The sequence below is a fragment of the Brevundimonas sp. UBA7507 genome, assembly GCF_002478355.1.
Classification (GTDB): Bacteria; Pseudomonadota; Alphaproteobacteria; order Caulobacterales; family Caulobacteraceae; genus Brevundimonas; species Brevundimonas diminuta_D.
On record NZ_DLNP01000004.1, the window covers coordinates 163,161 to 178,045 of the forward strand.

General features: G+C 66.9%; 15 protein-coding genes. 6 read left to right on the forward strand and 9 right to left on the reverse strand.

Translation table 11 applies throughout. From position 1 onward, the window contains the following. Nucleotide 1 precedes the first annotated feature (1 nt). The 8 genes from B3D50_RS03080 to B3D50_RS03115 all read right to left on the reverse strand — a co-directional run bounded on the left by B3D50_RS03080 (nucleotide 2) and on the right by B3D50_RS03115 (nucleotide 8,534). Nucleotides 2–1,096, reverse strand: coding sequence for a homocysteine S-methyltransferase family protein (locus B3D50_RS03080; RefSeq protein WP_286949367.1), 1,095 nt, complete (start codon nucleotides 1,094–1,096; stop codon nucleotides 2–4). Beyond that, on the reverse strand, nucleotides 1,097–2,044 hold the full coding sequence (metF, locus tag B3D50_RS03085; RefSeq protein WP_286949368.1) for a methylenetetrahydrofolate reductase [NAD(P)H]: 948 nt from the start codon (nucleotides 2,042–2,044) through the stop codon (nucleotides 1,097–1,099). Next, entirely contained in the window at nucleotides 2,044–3,006 is a 963-nt protein-coding gene (locus B3D50_RS03090; protein ID WP_286949369.1) for an ArsR/SmtB family transcription factor, read from the reverse strand. Before B3D50_RS03090 ends, metF begins: the two co-directional genes overlap by 1 nt. Before the next feature lie 136 nt (nucleotides 3,007–3,142). Further along, nucleotides 3,143–4,072: a 2-hydroxyacid dehydrogenase gene (locus B3D50_RS03095; protein ID WP_286949370.1), complete on the reverse strand. Its 930-nt coding sequence runs from the start codon at nucleotides 4,070–4,072 to the stop codon at nucleotides 3,143–3,145. Nucleotides 4,073–4,166: 94 nt separating this feature from the next. Further along, nucleotides 4,167–5,834 (reverse strand): energy-dependent translational throttle protein EttA, encoded by a 1,668-nt coding sequence (ettA, locus tag B3D50_RS03100; RefSeq protein ID WP_040345215.1) that lies wholly within the window; start codon nucleotides 5,832–5,834, stop codon nucleotides 4,167–4,169. A 113-nt stretch (nucleotides 5,835–5,947) separates the two neighbouring features. After that, on the reverse strand, nucleotides 5,948–6,877 hold the full coding sequence (locus B3D50_RS03105) for an alpha/beta hydrolase (protein WP_286949371.1): 930 nt from the start codon (nucleotides 6,875–6,877) through the stop codon (nucleotides 5,948–5,950). 71 nt (nucleotides 6,878–6,948) lie between these two features. Continuing rightward, nucleotides 6,949–7,560: a TIGR02466 family protein gene (locus tag B3D50_RS03110; RefSeq protein ID WP_003164680.1), complete on the reverse strand. Its 612-nt coding sequence runs from the start codon at nucleotides 7,558–7,560 to the stop codon at nucleotides 6,949–6,951. A gap of 203 nt (nucleotides 7,561–7,763) precedes the next feature. Then, entirely contained in the window at nucleotides 7,764–8,534 is a 771-nt protein-coding gene (locus B3D50_RS03115; RefSeq protein ID WP_286949372.1) for a tRNA1(Val) (adenine(37)-N6)-methyltransferase, read from the reverse strand. A 142-nt stretch (nucleotides 8,535–8,676) separates the two neighbouring features. Between B3D50_RS03115 and B3D50_RS03120 the strand changes: the two genes are divergently transcribed. Both B3D50_RS03120 and B3D50_RS03125 read left to right on the forward strand, forming a co-directional pair. Further along, nucleotides 8,677–9,651: a polyprenyl synthetase family protein gene (locus B3D50_RS03120; protein ID WP_286949384.1), complete on the forward strand. Its 975-nt coding sequence runs from the start codon at nucleotides 8,677–8,679 to the stop codon at nucleotides 9,649–9,651. Further along, nucleotides 9,651–10,064 carry a hypothetical protein gene (locus tag B3D50_RS03125; RefSeq protein ID WP_269298215.1) on the forward strand — a complete coding sequence of 138 codons (414 nt, stop codon included), beginning with the start codon at nucleotides 9,651–9,653 and terminating at the stop codon, nucleotides 10,062–10,064. Before B3D50_RS03120 ends, B3D50_RS03125 begins: the two co-directional genes overlap by 1 nt. Nucleotides 10,065–10,068: 4 nt before the next feature. On the opposite strand, the gene B3D50_RS03130 is transcribed toward B3D50_RS03125, so the two are convergent. Further along, nucleotides 10,069–11,274 (reverse strand): pyridoxal phosphate-dependent aminotransferase, encoded by a 1,206-nt coding sequence (locus B3D50_RS03130; protein ID WP_286949373.1) that lies wholly within the window; start codon nucleotides 11,272–11,274, stop codon nucleotides 10,069–10,071. Nucleotides 11,275–11,394: 120 nt separating this feature from the next. On the opposite strand from B3D50_RS03130, the gene B3D50_RS03135 reads away from it, so the two are divergent. The 4 genes from B3D50_RS03135 to mreC all read left to right on the forward strand — a co-directional run. Beyond that, nucleotides 11,395–12,117, forward strand: coding sequence for a TVP38/TMEM64 family protein (locus tag B3D50_RS03135; protein ID WP_286949374.1), 723 nt, complete (start codon nucleotides 11,395–11,397; stop codon nucleotides 12,115–12,117). Nucleotides 12,118–12,130: 13 nt separating this feature from the next. Next, the gene (locus tag B3D50_RS03140) at nucleotides 12,131–12,748 is read left to right on the forward strand and encodes a glutathione S-transferase family protein (protein ID WP_286949375.1); all 618 of its coding nucleotides are present in this window, start codon (nucleotides 12,131–12,133) and stop codon (nucleotides 12,746–12,748) included. Between the two features lie 252 nt (nucleotides 12,749–13,000). Beyond that, entirely contained in the window at nucleotides 13,001–14,041 is a 1,041-nt protein-coding gene (locus B3D50_RS03145; RefSeq protein WP_003164688.1) for a rod shape-determining protein, read from the forward strand. A gap of 118 nt (nucleotides 14,042–14,159) precedes the next feature. After that, nucleotides 14,160–14,885, forward strand: a 726-nt coding sequence (mreC, locus tag B3D50_RS03150; protein WP_286949377.1) for a rod shape-determining protein MreC, incomplete at its 3' end; no start/stop codon positions are given.

Genomic DNA, 14,885 nt, shown 5'->3' on the forward strand with positions numbered 1-14,885 from the left:
CTCACGCCACCAGCTCGAACGGCTCCAGGCCCGCCAACCGCATGGCCACGGGGCGCTCGGGGATTTCGCGCGGTTTCAGCGGCGCGACTTCTTCGGCGACGTGCCTGATGTGGTCGGGGGTCGTGCCGCAGCAGCCGCCGACGATGTTGACCAGGCCCGAGGCGGCCCATTCCTCGATGAAGTGGGCGGTTTCGTGGGGCTGTTCGTCGTACTGGCCCATGGCGTTGGGCAGGCCGGCGTTGGGATAGGCGGCGACCAGGGTGTCGGCCACGCGGCTCAACTCGGCGATGAAGGGCCGCATCAGGTCGGCGCCCAGGGCGCAGTTGAAACCGACGGCGAAGGGCTTGGCGTGGCGCACGGAGTTCCAGAAGGCCTCGGCGGTCTGGCCCGACAGCGTCCGGCCCGAACGGTCGGTGATGGTGCCGGAAATCCAGATGGGCAGGGCGGGCAGGCCCTCGTCCTCAAGGTCCTTGATGGCCTTGATACAGGCCTTGCAGTTCAGCGTGTCGGTGATGGTTTCGATCAGATAGAGGTCGACGCCGCCCTCATTCAGGGCCTTCACCTGATGACGATAGGCCTCATAGACCTGATCGAAGGTGACGCTGCGCGCGCCGGGATCGTTCACGTCCGAGGACATGGACAGCATCTTGGTCAGCGGGCCGATGGAGCCGGCGGCGAAGCGCGGCTTGTGCGGTTCCTTCTCCGTCCAGCGGTCGGCGGCGGCGCGGGCCAGCCTGGCGCCTTCCAGATTGATGTCCCAGACGGCCTGGGCGTCCAGATGATAGTCGTCCTGAGCCAGCACCGTGCCGGAGAAGGTGTTGGTCTCGCTGATGTCCGCGCCCGCGCCGTAATACTGGTCGTGCAGGTCGGAAATAATGTCGGGGCGGGTGATGCAGAGGATGTCGTTGTTCCCCTTCATCTGGTGCTTTTCGTCATAGCCGTTGGCCGCGACGAAGCGGTCGCCGCGGAAGTCGGCTTCCTCCAGCCCGCGCCGCTGGATCATCACGCCCCACGAGCCGTCGAGGACGAGGATGCGTTCCCTGGCCGCCGCGTGCAGGGCGGCGATCCGTTCGGGACGGGTGAGGGGGGAGGTCATTTACGCAACAGCCTTGGTTTCACGCACGCCCAGCACCCGGCAGATCGCATAGACCAGCTCGGCGCGGTTCAGGGTGTAGAAGTGGAAGTCCGAGAAGCCCTCTTCCTGCAGCCGCGCGCAGGTCTCGGCGGCGATGGAGGCGGCCAGCAGCTTGCGCGTCTCCGGGTCGTCGTCCAGCCCGTCGAAGTGGGCCGCCAGCCAGTCGGGGATGCTGGCGCCGCAGGCGGCGCTCATCCGGCTCAGGCCCTTGAAGTTGGACACCGGCATGACGCCCGGGATCAGGGGGATGGTCACGCCCGCCGCCCGCACCCGGTCGCGGAAGCGCAGGAAGGCCTCGATATCGAAGAAGAACTGGGTCACCGCGCGCGTGGCGCCCGCGTCGACCTTGGCCTTCAGGACATCAATGTCGTGATCGATCGATGGGCTTTCCGGGTGGCGCTCAGGATAGGCGCCGACGGTGATGTCGAAGCCGCCGACGCGGCTGATGGCGGCGGTCAGTTCGGTGGCGTTGGCGTAGCCGTCGGCGCGCGGGGCATAGGCGCCGCCGATGCCGTCTCCGCCGGGCGGATCGCCGCGCAGGGCGACGATGTGATCGACGCCGATGGCCTTGTAGCCCTCGATGACCTCATCGACCTCGTCGCGGCTGGCCTCGACGCAGGTCAGGTGGGCGGCGGGGTGCAGGGTGGTCTCGCTGATGATGCGCTGGACGGTGCGGTGGGTGCGTTCGCGCGTCGAGCCGCCCGCGCCATAGGTGACCGAGACGAAGGCCGGGTTCAGCGGCTCCAGCCGCCGGATCGCCTTCCACAGATTGGCCTCTGCCTCGTCAGACTTGGGCGGAAAGAACTCGAAGGAGACGTTGACGGCGCTGCGGTTCGAACCGGCGCGGGCCACCGGGCCCAGCGGCGACAGCAGCAGGGCGCGGGCTTCAGCGAGGGATGAGGGGGCCATCAGGCGGTCTTTCGGGCAGGGCTCGCGGCGCGTTCGCCGGTCCAGATGTGAACGGTCAGGCCTTCCGTGTCGGGCGGCAGGGCGATGGGCGCCGAGGGCGTCAGGCCCGCCTTGGTCAGCCATTCGCGGATTTCGGAGTCGGCGAAGCCCAGGCGGCGGTGCTGGTGCGCCTCGCGCAGATGTTCGAACTTGTGGGGCGCGAAGTCGACGATCAGCAGCTTGCCGCCCGGCATGACCAGACGCGCAGCCTCGGCCACGGCGGCGGCCGGATCGGCGAGATAGTGCAGCACCTGATGGACGATCACCAGATCGGCGCTTTCGTGCGGCAGGCGGGTCGAGAAGATGTCGCCGTGGCGCAGCTCGACCTTGTCCAGCCCGGCCTTGGAGACGTTGGCGCGGGCGATGTTCAGCATGTTCTGCGACAGGTCGAGGCCGACCGACATCTTCGCCTTCTTGCCGAACAGGGTCAGCATCCGGCCCGAGCCGGTGCCTAGATCGACCACGCGCTCGAACGGACCGGAGCCGGCGGCGCGCTCAACCGCCGCCTCGACGGCGCTTTCGCAGACATAGAGGCTGCGCATCTGGTCCCACTGAGGCGCGATCTGTTCGAAGTAGCGGGCGGCGTCGATGGCGCGCTCCTTGCGCACCTCGTCCAGACGGCGATGGTCGGCCTCGCCCTCGCCGTCGTCCAGCAGGTCCAGCACGGTGTCGATCAGACGCCGCGACAGGGCGTCGTGCGACAGGCGGTAGAAGACACGCGCGCCGTCGGGGAATCGCTCGATCAGCCCGGCGTCCGCCATCAGCTTCAGATGGCGCGAGACGCGCGGCTGGCTCTGGTCCAGAACGCGCGACAGCTCCATCACCGAAAGCTCTTCCGCAGCCAGCAGGGACAGGACGCGCAGGCGGGTCGGTTCGCCGGCGGCGCGCAGGGCTTCTACAGTCTGGTCAGCGGTCAGTGTCATAGGTCGTATAAAGATATCCTTATACGCTTATGCAAGCAAAATCTGGTCGCATGCGTCTTCTATCCGCGTAATGCAGGCACGGATCGTTCGTTCTGCGTCGAAAACAGGGGGCGAGACGGCCCCGAGGGGCGGAATTTCAGTCTGCGACAGGCGTCTTCAGCGGCTCATCGGCAAAGTGGGCCGAGAGATTCTGTAGAAGCAGCATCAGCATACCCTGCACCGCTTCGGTCGTGGCGCCGCCGGTGTGGGGCGTCAGGACGGTGTTGGGCACACCCGCCCAACGCGCGGCTTCGGTCGGCTCCTGGGCGAAGACGTCCAGCGCGGCGCCGCCCAGTCGGCCCTCTTTCAGGGCAGCGATGACGGCGTCCTCATCGACCAATTGCCCGCGCGCGACATTGACCAGCAGGCCCGACGGGCCAAGCGCCTCGATCACTTCGGCCGAGATCAACCCCCGATTGTTCTGATCCGCGCGACAGGCGACGACGAGAATGTCGGAACCTCGGGCGAGGTCGATCAAGGTGTCGGCGCGAGGCCAGCTTGCGTCCTTCTCGCGCGGGCCCCACCAGCGGACGTCCATCCGCATGACGTCGGCGCGTCTCGCCACAGCCTCGCCGATATGGCCCAGACCGACGATCCCCAGTCTCTGACCGCTCAAGGAGGTGGTGATGCTGCGTGTGGAGAGGCTCCACCCGCCCGCGCGGAGCGTGCGGTCGCCCTCGGCGATCTGGCGGCGCGCGGCCAGGATCAGGCCGATGGCGTGGTCGGCCACGTCTTCGTGGTTCACGCCGGGGGCATGGGTGACGGGCAGACCGCGCGCGCGGCACCATTCGACGTCGATGCCGTCATAACCCGCCGTGAAGCAGGCGATCAGCGACAGATTGGGCAGGCGTTCGATCAGGCTCTTGTCCAGTTCGAACTCGCCCGCGACGATCAGAGCGCGGATATCATGGGCGGCCTCGATCGGCGGGCCTTCCCAGAAGCGATAGACGTCGTAGGCGCCTTCCAGGAAGGCGCTCAGCGGGGCCAGATGCCGCTGCATGATCAGGACGGCGGGACGCTGGGTCATGGGGACAGACTATCCCGCTTTCGCTGGAGCGCCAGTCCAAAGCAGAACGGCCCCCCGATTGCTCGGAGGGCCGCTTGTCATCTTGTCCGTTCGATCAGCGACCGAACTTCTGGTGCTGGATGCGCTTGGGAATGATGCTGTCCGCGCCCAGGCGGCGCATCTTGTCCTGTTCATAGGCTTCGAAGTTGCCCTCGAACCATTCCACGTGGCCGTCGCCTTCGAAGGCGAGGATGTGGGTGGCCAGACGGTCCAGGAACCAGCGGTCGTGGCTGATGACCACGGCGCAGCCGGCGAACTCTTCCAGAGCCTCTTCGAGGTTCTGCAGGGTTTCGATGTCCAGGTCGTTGGTCGGTTCGTCGAGCAGGATCAGGTTGCCGCCGGTGGCCAGGGTCTTGGCCAGGTGGACGCGGTTGCGCTCACCGCCCGACAGTTGGCCGACCTTCTTCTGCTGGTCGCCGCCCTTGAAGTTGAAGCTGCCGACATAGGCGCGGGTGTTAATCTCGCGCTTGCCGACCATCATGATGTCGGTGCCGCCCGAGATGGCCTGCCAGATGGTGTCGTCCGGCTTCAGGTCGTCGCGCGACTGATCGACGTAGGCCAGCTTGACCGTTTCGCCGACCTTGATCGTGCCGCCGTCAGGGGTTTCCTGGCCGGTGATCAGCTTGAACATGGTCGACTTGCCGGCGCCGTTGGGGCCGATGACGCCGACGATGCCGTTGGGCGGCAGCTTGAAGGTCAGGTTGTCGAACAGAAGCTTGTCGCCATAGGACTTCTTCAGGCCGTCGACTTCCAGCACGACGTTGCCCAGGCGCGGGCCGGGCGGGATCTGGATGACGGCGAAGGATTGGGCCTGACGCGAATTTTCCTGCTCGGCGACCATCTTCTCATAGGCGGCCAGACGGGCCTTGGACTTGGCCTGACGGGCCTTGGCGCCCGAGCGGACCCATTCCAGTTCGCGGGTGAGGGCGCGCTGACGGGCTTCGGATTCCGACTGTTCCTGCACGACGCGCTTCTGCTTGGCTTCCAGCCACGACGAGTAGTTGCCCTCGTGCGGGTGGCCCTTGCCGCGGTCCAGCTCCAGCGTCCACTTCGTGACCTGATCCAGGAAGTAGCGGTCGTGGGTGACCAGGATGACGCAGCCGGGGAAGTTCTCCAGGTGGTGCTGCAGCCAGGCGACGGATTCGGCGTCCAGGTGGTTGGTCGGTTCGTCCATCAGCAGCATGTCGGGCTTCGACAGCAGCAGGCGGGCCAGGGCCACGCGGCGCTTTTCACCGCCGGACAGGTTGGTGACTTCCCAGTCGTCGGGCGGACAACGCAGGGCGCCCATGGCCTGATCGATGCGGCTGTCGATATCCCAGACGTCGCCGGCGTCGATCTTCTCCTGGAGGGCGGTCATCTCCTCCATCAGTTCGTCGGTGTAGTTCTCGCCCAGTTCGGCGGCGACTTCGTTGAAGCGGTTGACCCACTGCTTCTCTTCACACCAGGCCTCGACGTTCTGGCGCACATTCAGCGCCGGATCGAGGTGGGGCTCCTGCTCCAGATAGCCGCGCTTGACGCCGTCGGCGGCGCGGGCCTCGCCCTGAAATTCGCTGTCCAGGCCGGCCATGATCTTCAGCAGGGTGGATTTACCCGAGCCGTTGACACCGACAACGCCGATCTTGGCGTCGTTGTAGAAGCTCAGCCAGATGTTCTCGAAGATCTTTTTGCCGCCGGGGAAGGTCTTGGTCAGACCCTGCATCTGGAAGATATATTGCTGCGCCATGCGTCGCGTCGCGCCCTTGATTCAGTGCGGATGGGGAAGTTGACGGGGGATGTAGCGATCCCGACGCCTTTGGGCAAATCTTCGGATAGGCGCGCGGCTTTTCGGAGGCGGCCTCAGCGGGCGGGAAGCACGGCCTCAAGAGCGCGCGTGAAGCCGACGGGGGCGACGGTCAGGTGGTCTTCGTCCTCCAGCACTACGGAGCTGACTTTCAGACCGGGATAGCCGCGCGATTCCAGGTTGCGGTGCAGAGCCTGCATGTCGCCGACCATGTCGGCCTCGCTGTTGCGGCGTGTCGGGCCGGGCTTCTCGTGACCGCCCACATACATGAAGACCTGGGCGTTCAGGTCGCGATGGCTGCGGGCGTAGTCGGCCTCGACCCCCATCATATAGCCCTTGTCGTACCAGAGCGACGGACTGCCCAGGACGTAGGACTGGAACATCGTCGGGTCGCTGAACAGGATCTGGGCGCCCAGCAAGCCGCCGTAGGAATGTCCCAGCAGAACGCGGTGGGCCGGGTCGGCGCGGAACGTCTTCTCGATGAAGGGCAGGGCCTGGGTCTTCAGATAGGTCTGGTACGCCGCGCCGCCGCCATGCACGGCGGCGCCTGAGCTGCGCGGGCCGTTGGGCGTCGGCGTGTAGTCGCGGCGGCGGCTGTCGGCGCCCTTGTCGCCGTCGGCGTAGGACAGGCCAACCAGGATGAACTCCTGCACGACCGGCCCCTCCAGATTCACCCGCCTGGCGATCTGGCGGATGATGGGGAAGGCGTAGTCCGCGTCGGTGACATAGAGCGCGGGATAGCGGCGGCCGGGGTTGGCTTCATAGCCGGCGGGCAGGCTGACGAAGACCTGATAGTTCCGCCCGGACACGGGATCGGGCACGCTCCAGACCTGGGTGCCGGTCAGCACATAGGGGGCGCCTTCGGTCGCGAGGGCGGGATCAGGGGCAGGGGCCGTTCGCGCATCCGCCTTTTCGCCGCATGCGCCCAGAAGCAGGGCGCCCGTCGTGAACATGGCGATCGCCGCCGCCGCGCTGAAAACCCGCATCCATTCCCTCCAAAGCTTCGCCGTTGACGCAAGGTTCGGGGCAAATGCGGCGAGGGAAGGGCGAGCCGGCGTCAGGCGTAGTTGAAGCTGATCGAGATGCGTTGTTCTTCGGCGCGATTGGCGGGCACCTCGTGGCGCAGCCAGCTTTCCCACATCAGCACCGTGCCGGGCGCGGGCTTCAGATAGACGAAGGGCTGCTCGGCCTCGCCGGCGGCGGCGGTCAGGCCGGGGCGGGCCATCATCATGACCAGGCGCGGGTCTTCGATCTTCAGCGAAGAGGCGCCGTCGGGCACGTGGATGTAGAGGGTGCCGGACAGCACGGCGTGCGGGTGGATGTGGCCGGTGTGGCCCCCGCCGGGCATCAGGACGTTGACCCACAGATTGTCGAGCCGCAGCTTCTTGGCCAGGTCGAAATGCAGGCTCTCGGCGAAGCTCGCCGCGTGCTTGTCCAGCAGCTTCTTCAGCTCGGCGAACTCGGGAAACCGCTGCGGCAGGTCGTTGATCGAGCCGTAGGAGGTGTAGCCCGGATAGTGGTTGGCCCGGCACCACTCGATCCCGGCCTCGTCCTCCTCGGCCATGACCAGGCAAAGGTCGAGCAGTTCCTCATGCAGTTCCGCCCAGCCGCGCGAAGAGGCGAGGGAGGCGTCATAGACCTGGGTGGCGAAGAGGGATCGCAAGGACATGGGAGGTGCAATAGCCCTTCTCCAACAAGGGGAGAAGAGACGCCGCCCCGCAATCGACCAGCCTATCCTTCCGTCTGTGCTAGGCTCCTCGCGGTCTCGGAAAGCGCCGTCGCGCGCCGCAGGAGATTTCAGACGATTCAGACGAATTGGACTCTATTTTTCTTCCTTCTGCCGCAAGGGATGAAGGGCGAGTGAAGGCGGGTTCAGAAGCCCAGACTCGCCTCGCCGCGCAGGATCGCTTCGGCCTGCGGGCTGTGCTTGGCGCCGTCGCGGTCATGCAGGATCAGGGGCGGCAGCAAGCGCAAGGGCGCCTTGCCGGTCTTGATGGCCTGGACCAGCACGCGCTTGGCGGGTTGATCGGCGTAGGGGTGGATCGGGCGGACGGCGAAGGAGCCCGCCTTGGGCGCCAGCAGGCTCAGGATGTCGGCGAGGCGGTCGGCGCGGTGGATGATGACGATGCGTCCGCCCTCGCGCACCGCCTTCAGCAGGAAGCCCGCCCAGGCGGTCAGGCCGTCGTCGGCCATCCAGGCGCCGAGCTTGCCTTCGGCGGGCGCGCGCAGGGCGCCCGGGTCGTCGAAGAAGGGCGGATTGCTGACCGCCCAGTCGAACGGCGGCAGGTCCAGGGCGCGAAACCCCCGCGCCACGTCGCCCTCCACGATGGCGGTGCGCGCCTCGGCGTTGTTCAGTTCGGCATTCTGACGCGCGAGGGCGGCGGCGGCTGTGTCGCGCTCCAGTCCGGTCAGCAGGACGCCGGGGCGTCGGGCGGCGATCTGCATCAGGACGGCGCCCGCGCCGCAGCCCGCCTCGATCAGTCGTTCGCCAGGGCGCGCCTCGACGGCGGCGGCCAGCAGGGCGGCGTCCATGCCCGCGCGATAGCCCCTCGTCGGTTGGCGCAAGCGGATGCGTCCGCCCAGAAAGGCGGATTCGGCCACATCTGCGGCGGCAGTAAGGGATGACTCGGCTTGACCCATCATAACGCCGCCACCATTGTGCGCCGCATCGCGTCCGGGCAAGCGGATGCGTGTGAATTTCGGGCGAATCTCCCCCTTCGCCCCTGTGCTGAAAGAGATTTCCGTGGACGCAGCTCTCGCCGTCGCTCCCCGTCCCAAGGGCGATGTGGACGCCCTGGTTCATCTGGCCAAGGACGACATGGCGGCGGTCGACGCCCTGATCATCGCGCGGATGCAGTCCGATGTGCCGGTTATCCCTCTGTTGGCTGAGCATCTGGTGTCGGCGGGCGGCAAGCGTCTGCGTCCCCTGTTGACCGTCGCGGCGGCGCGGGCGGTGGGCCAGACCGGCGCCATCGAAGGCCCCAAGAAACTGGCCGCCTCCGTCGAGTTCATCCACACCGCCACCCTGCTGCATGACGATATTGTCGACGGTTCGGAAATGCGTCGGGGCAAGGTCGCGGCGCATCTGATCTGGGGCGCGGCCTCTTCGGTGCTGGTCGGCGACTTCCTGTTCGCGCGCGCGTTCGAACTGATGGTCGAAACGGATTCCCTGCGCGCTCTGGGCATTTTGGCGCGGGCCTCGGCCGTGATCGCCGAGGGCGAGGTGCTGCAACTGACGCGCGCTCACGATCTGAGCCTGGATCTGGACACCTATCTGCAGATCATCCGCGCCAAGACGGCCGAGCTGTTCGCTGCCGCCGCTGAATCCGGCGCTGTAGGGGCGGGCGCGACCGATGAGCAGGTTAAGGCTCTGCGCGACTATGGCATGGGTCTGGGCATAGCCTTCCAGCTGGCGGACGACGCCCTGGATTACGGCGGCGCGACCGAGACATTGGGCAAGAACGCGGGCGACGACTTCAACGAGGGGAAGGCGACCCTGCCGCTGCTGCTGGCCGTTCAGCGCACTAAGGGGACCGAAGATCTGTTCTGGGACCGCGTCATCACCAAGGGCGACCGCAAGCCCGAGGATTTCGACCGCGCGCGGCAGTTGATCGTCGCCAGCGGCGCGGTCGAGGCCACGCTTGATACGGCGTCGGAGTACGCCGACCGGGCCAAGACGGCCTTGCAGGTTCTGCCCGCCGGGCCGTGGCGTTCGGCGCTGGAAGCCCTGGCCGACTTCGCCGTCAGCCGGGCGATGTGATGCTGGCGGCGCTGCTCGTCGCCGGGCAACTGGCCGCGCAGGAGCCGCCGCGCTTCCTCATGCCGCAAAGGCCGGGGGACGGGCTGAAAGCTGAGCTGTTCCGTCTGGAGCCGGGCGATCCCGGCGGTCAGGCGCGCGCCCTGCTGGGCGAGGCGATGATGCGGGACGACGCCGAATTGGTGGTGCGCCCCGTGCCGCCGATCATCATGCTGTATCGCGAGGGCAGTCTGCCGGACGGCCCGATCGTGCTCTACGCCGGGCCTGAGGTGGAGGGCGAACCGGACGCCGCCTGCCGTCTGTCACGCATTCCCGACGGAGAGATCGACAACTCGGAGCGCGCGCTGGCGTGGTGCGCGGGGTTCATTCTGAAAACGGCGCCGACGTTGAACATTCCGCCGGCGCCGGTTCACTGAAGGCTTACTTCAGGCTGGCGCAGAAGCGTTGGATGCGGGTGCAGCCTTCTTCCAGCACGGCTTCCGAGGTGGCGTAGCTGATGCGGAAATAGGGGCTGAGGCCGAAGGCCGCGCCCTGGACCACGGCCACGCCCTCGGCGTTCAGCAGTTCGGCGGTGAAGGTCTCGTCGTCGGTGATGACCACGCCCGACGGCGCCGTCTTGCCGATCAGGCCCTCGATCGACGGATAGACGTAGAAGGCGCCTTCCGGCTTCGGGCAACGGATGCCGTCGGCCTGATTCAGCATGGAGACGACCAGGTCACGGCGCTTCTCGAAGGCGGCGGCGCGCGGGGCCAGGAAGTCTTGCGGGCCGTTCAGGGCCTCGACCGCCGCCCACTGGCTAATGGACGAGGGGTTGGAGGTCGTCTGGCTGGCCACCTTGCGCATCAGGTCGATCAGCGGCTTGGGGCCGCCCGCATAGCCGATGCGCCAGCCGGTCATGGCGTAGGCCTTGGACACGCCGTTGCAGGTCAGGGTGCGGTCGTAGAGGTCCGGCGCGACCTGGGCCATGGTGACGTAGTCGAAGTCGCCATAGACGAGGTGCTCATACATGTCGTCGGTCAGGATCCAGACCTGCGGGTGCTTGCGCAGCACCACGGCCAGGGCTTCCAGTTCGGCGCGGGTATAGGCGGCGCCGGTCGGATTCGACGGCGAGTTCAGGATGATCCACTTGGTCCTGGGCGTGATGGCGGCGTCAAGCACCTCGGGACGCAGTTTGAAGCCGTCGGCTTCCTGACCGACCACGGTGACGGGCTCGCCGCCCGCCAGCAGCACCATGTCGGGATAGGAGACCCAGTAGGGCGCCGGCACGATCACTTCGTCGCCGGGGTTCAGCGTGGCGACCAGGGCGTTGTAGATCACCGGCTTGCCGCCCGAGGCGACGTGGATCTGGTTGGTTTCGTAGGTCAGGCCGTTTTCGCGGGCGAACTTGGCGACGATGGCGGCCTTCAGCTCAGGCATGCCGTCGGCTTCGGTGTATTTCGTTTCGCCGCGATTGATGGCTTCGATGGCGGCGGCCTTGATGTTGTCAGGCGTATCGAAGTCCGGCTCGCCGGCGCCCAGGCCGATGACGTCGCGTCCCTGGCGTTTCAGTTCGCGCGCCTGGGCGGTCACGGCCAGGGTGGCCGACGGCTTGACGCGAGCGAGGGAGGCGGACTGAAGGCTGGACATGTCTATCCCGTCTGGTGGAAGTGATGGGCCGGGGAGGCTGAGGCTTGATACGCAACCCCGCAGGGGCGCACAACGTTTGTGCGCGTCCCGGACGATCAAAAGGCGATTTGGGCGAAATTTATGCGGCGGGTCGTCGATTTTCTGCTGAATATGGAGGCCAAGCGGTGGCGCACCCTGGCCGTGACCCTGCTGCTGCTGGCGGGAATCATCGCCCTGTTCGCCTTGGGCAAGACGCAACTGGCGTTGGGGACGGAGGACCGACTGGAGCATTGGCTGGCCGGATATCGCATCGGCCCGTGGGGGCTGGCGGCGGCGGTGCTCGTCTTCACCCTGTCGGCCTTCATCGGCGTGCCGCAGTTCTTGTTGATCGCGGCCTGCGTCGTGGCCTTCGGGCCGTGGTTCGGTTTTCTCTATAGCTGGATCGCCACGATCGCTTCGGCGGCCGTCACCTATTGGCTGGGGCGCGGGCCGACCGCGCGCACGCTGGAACGCTACGGCGGCGGGACGGTCGAGCGCATCCGCAAATTCGTGGGCCGAAACGCCTTCTCGGCCAGCTTCATCATCCGCAACGTGCCCTCGGCGCCCTTCATCGTCGTGAACATGGCCTTCGGCGCGGTGCGCGCCTCCTTCCCGGCCTATCTGGCGGGGTGCGCTTTAGGAGTGCTGCCCAAGACGGCGCTGGTCGCCTTTTTCGGCGGGTCGTTCATGGCGGCGGTCAGCGGCGACGGAATATGGACCTCGGTGATCCTGGCGGCCGTCGCGGGCGTTTGGCTTGTATTGATGCTGGCGGTGCGTGAGTGGGTGAAGCGCCGTGAGGCTGCGCGCAGCCTGCAAGTGGATTGATCGGAGAACGACGATGCTGAAGCTCTATTATTCGCCCGGCGCCTGCGCCGTCGCTTCGCACATCGGCCTGGAAGAGGCGGGCGCCGACTATGTGATCGAGAAGATCGACCTGCGCGCCGGCCAGCAGCGCACGCCGGAATATCTGGCCATCAACCCGGCGGGCGTGACCCCGGCGCTCCAGACCTCCGAGGGCGTGATCACCCAGAACGCCGCCATCCTGGCCTACGTCGCCCAGACGCATCCGCATGCTCAACTGGCCGACCTGGACAATCCGTTCGAATTCGCGCGACTCCAGGCCTTCAACGGCTGGCTGGCGTCGTCGCTGCACCCGGCGATCGGCAAGGTGCTGTTCTCCAAGCCGCCGCTGGAAGGCGAGGCCAGGGACGAGGCCGTGCGGATCGCGCTGGAAAAATACGACCTGGCCGAGCATCATCTGCTGACCGGCCCGTGGGTCATGGGCGAAGATCATTCGATGGCGGACGGTTATCTGATGGTTTTCACGCGCTGGGCGCGCCAGGCAGGGCTGTTGGACAAGGCCCGCTTCTCGAAGCTCAACGCTCACTTGGACCTTGTTCAGTCGCGCCCGGCCGTGCAGCGCGTGCTCCATGCCGAGGGCATCACAGCGGTCTGAGCTGCGAACCCGCAAGCGGGGCTGGAAAGCTTGAGCGGAAAGGCTTTCAAGCCTTGCCGTGACAAGCCTGTGATCGAGAGGTCATAGGCGCTTGCAATCCCTGCGGCATGAGGGCAAACGGGCCTGTAGTCGGCTCGGCGAAGACGGTCAGGACAGCTTTGCGATCAACGTGAAGCGGGGGTAGGGCGTCGCCACAGCGGACGAATGAAATTCACGCCCTTGCAGGCCCGAACTAAAGCGGTACCGACGCCCATGCTTTCACCCCTCTTCGGCATGATTTCCAATGACATCGCTATGGATCTGGGGACGGCCAACACCCTGATCTACATGCGCGGCAAGGGGATCGTCCTGAACGAGCCGTCGGTCGTCGCCCTGCGTAACGTCGGCGGCCGCAAGATCGTCCACGCCGTCGGCCTGGAAGCCAAGCAGATGTTGGGCCGCACCCCCGGCCACATGGAAGCCATCCGTCCGATGCGCGACGGGGTCATCGCCGACTTCGAAGTCGCCGAGGAGATGATCAAGCACTTCATCCGCAAGGTTCACAACCGCAAGGGCTTCGTGAACCCCAAGATGATCGTCTGCGTCCCGTCGGGCGCCACGGCCGTCGAACGCCGCGCCATCAATGATTCCTGCCTGAACGCCTCGGCCCGCCGCGTCGGCCTGATCGACGAGCCGATGGCCGCCGCGATCGGCGCCGGTCTGCCGATCCACGAGCCGACCGGCTCGATGGTCGTCGACATCGGCGGCGGCACGACCGAAGTGGCCGTTCTGTCGCTGTCGGGCATCGTCTATTCGCGCTCGGTCCGCGTCGGCGGCGACATGATGGACGACGCCCTGATCGCCTATATGCGCCGCAACCATAACCTGCTGATCGGCGAAACGACCGCCGAGCGCATCAAGAAGGACATCGGCACCGCCCGCATCCCAGCCGACGGCGAAGGCCTGTCGATCGAGGTCAAAGGCCGCGACCTGATGCAGGGCGTGCCGCGCGAAGTGAAGATGAGCGAACGTCAGGCGGCTGAAGCCCTGGCTGAGCCGGTTTCGCAGATCGTGGAGGCCGTGAAGGTCGCCCTGGAAGCCACGCCGCCGGAACTGGCCGCCGACATCGCCGACAAGGGCATCATGCTGACGGGCGGCGGCGCTCTGCTGCGCGGCCTGGACGCCGAGATTCGCGACCACACGGGCCTGCCGGTGCAGGTGGCGGACGATCCGCTGTCGTGCGTCGCCATCGGCTGCGGCAAGGTGCTGGAGCACCCGTCGTGGATGAAGGGCGTCCTCGAGTCGTCGCTCTGAGACTGATCGGCCTGCCGCAGGCGCCGCATTCCTGAAAAGGAGCGGATTTCTGGGGCAGGCTCACGCTTTCGGCGGGCTTCGCCCCGCCGATTCCTAAGCTCTAGCAGGAAGGCTGGCCGTGGCGTTTCGCGACGGACCGTTCGAGAATCTGAAGGTGCCGCTGGCCTGGACGGCCGCGGTCATGGTCGTCGGCGGCATCGTCGCTGCGGTCATGCTTCTGCTCGCCGATCGGCCGCAACAGGCGGCCGACGACCTGGAGCCCGCGCGCGCCGCATTCGACAGCGCCGCCGGAACCACGGGCGGCGTCCTGGCTGCGCCGGTCCGCTGGGGCGGCGACGCCGTGGATTACGTCACAGGTTATTTCTTCGCCGTGTCGGAGAACCGCCGCCTGCGCCGCGAACTGGCGGAGATGAGCGCCTGGCGCGACGACGCCCTGGCGCTGAAGAACCTCAACGCCCGCTACGAACAACTGCTGGGCCTGCAGACTGAGCCGCCCATCGCCATGACGGCCGGACGCGCCATTACTGACGCGCGCGGTCCGTTCGCCCGGTCGCGCCTGTTGAACGTCGGCGCCGGCAAGGGCGTGCGCGTGGGCAATCCGGTGCTGAGCGAGCATGGCCTGGTGGGCCGCATCTCGGGCGTTTCGGGCGCGCACAGCCGCATGGTGCTGCTGACCGACGTGGCCTCGCGCATTCCGGTCATGGTCGAGCGCACCGACGCCCGCGCCATGCTGACCGGCGACGGCAGCCGAAGCCCGCGCCTCGACTATGTGCGCGGGCAGGGCTCGGTGCAGGAAGGCGACCGCATCCTGACCTCGGGCGACGGCGGCGGTTTCCCGCGCGGC

What these genes read in the sequence shown, in the direction of transcription:
- B3D50_RS03140 (WP_286949375.1), top strand. Translation starts at nt 12,131, where the DNA reads ATGCTGAAGCTCTATTATTCGCCCGGCGCCTGCGCCGTCGCTTCGCAC.
- ettA (WP_040345215.1), bottom strand. Translation starts at nt 5,834, where the DNA reads ATGGCGCAGCAATATATCTTCCAGATGCAGGGTCTGACCAAGACCTTC.
- B3D50_RS03130 (WP_286949373.1), bottom strand. Translation starts at nt 11,274, where the DNA reads ATGTCCAGCCTTCAGTCCGCCTCCCTCGCTCGCGTCAAGCCGTCGGCC.
- B3D50_RS03105 (WP_286949371.1), bottom strand. Translation starts at nt 6,877, where the DNA reads ATGCGGGTTTTCAGCGCGGCGGCGGCGATCGCCATGTTCACGACGGGC.
- B3D50_RS03080 (WP_286949367.1), bottom strand. Translation starts at nt 1,096, where the DNA reads ATGACCTCCCCCCTCACCCGTCCCGAACGGATCGCCGCCCTGCACGCG.
- metF (WP_286949368.1), bottom strand. Translation starts at nt 2,044, where the DNA reads ATGGCCCCCTCATCCCTCGCTGAAGCCCGCGCCCTGCTGCTGTCGCCG.
- B3D50_RS03110 (WP_003164680.1), bottom strand. Translation starts at nt 7,560, where the DNA reads ATGTCCTTGCGATCCCTCTTCGCCACCCAGGTCTATGACGCCTCCCTC.
- B3D50_RS03095 (WP_286949370.1), bottom strand. Translation starts at nt 4,072, where the DNA reads ATGACCCAGCGTCCCGCCGTCCTGATCATGCAGCGGCATCTGGCCCCG.
- B3D50_RS03135 (WP_286949374.1), top strand. Translation starts at nt 11,395, where the DNA reads ATGCGGCGGGTCGTCGATTTTCTGCTGAATATGGAGGCCAAGCGGTGG.
- B3D50_RS03145 (WP_003164688.1), top strand. Translation starts at nt 13,001, where the DNA reads ATGCTTTCACCCCTCTTCGGCATGATTTCCAATGACATCGCTATGGAT.
- B3D50_RS03125 (WP_269298215.1), top strand. Translation starts at nt 9,651, where the DNA reads ATGCTGGCGGCGCTGCTCGTCGCCGGGCAACTGGCCGCGCAGGAGCCG.
- B3D50_RS03115 (WP_286949372.1), bottom strand. Translation starts at nt 8,534, where the DNA reads ATGATGGGTCAAGCCGAGTCATCCCTTACTGCCGCCGCAGATGTGGCC.
- B3D50_RS03090 (WP_286949369.1), bottom strand. Translation starts at nt 3,006, where the DNA reads ATGACACTGACCGCTGACCAGACTGTAGAAGCCCTGCGCGCCGCCGGC.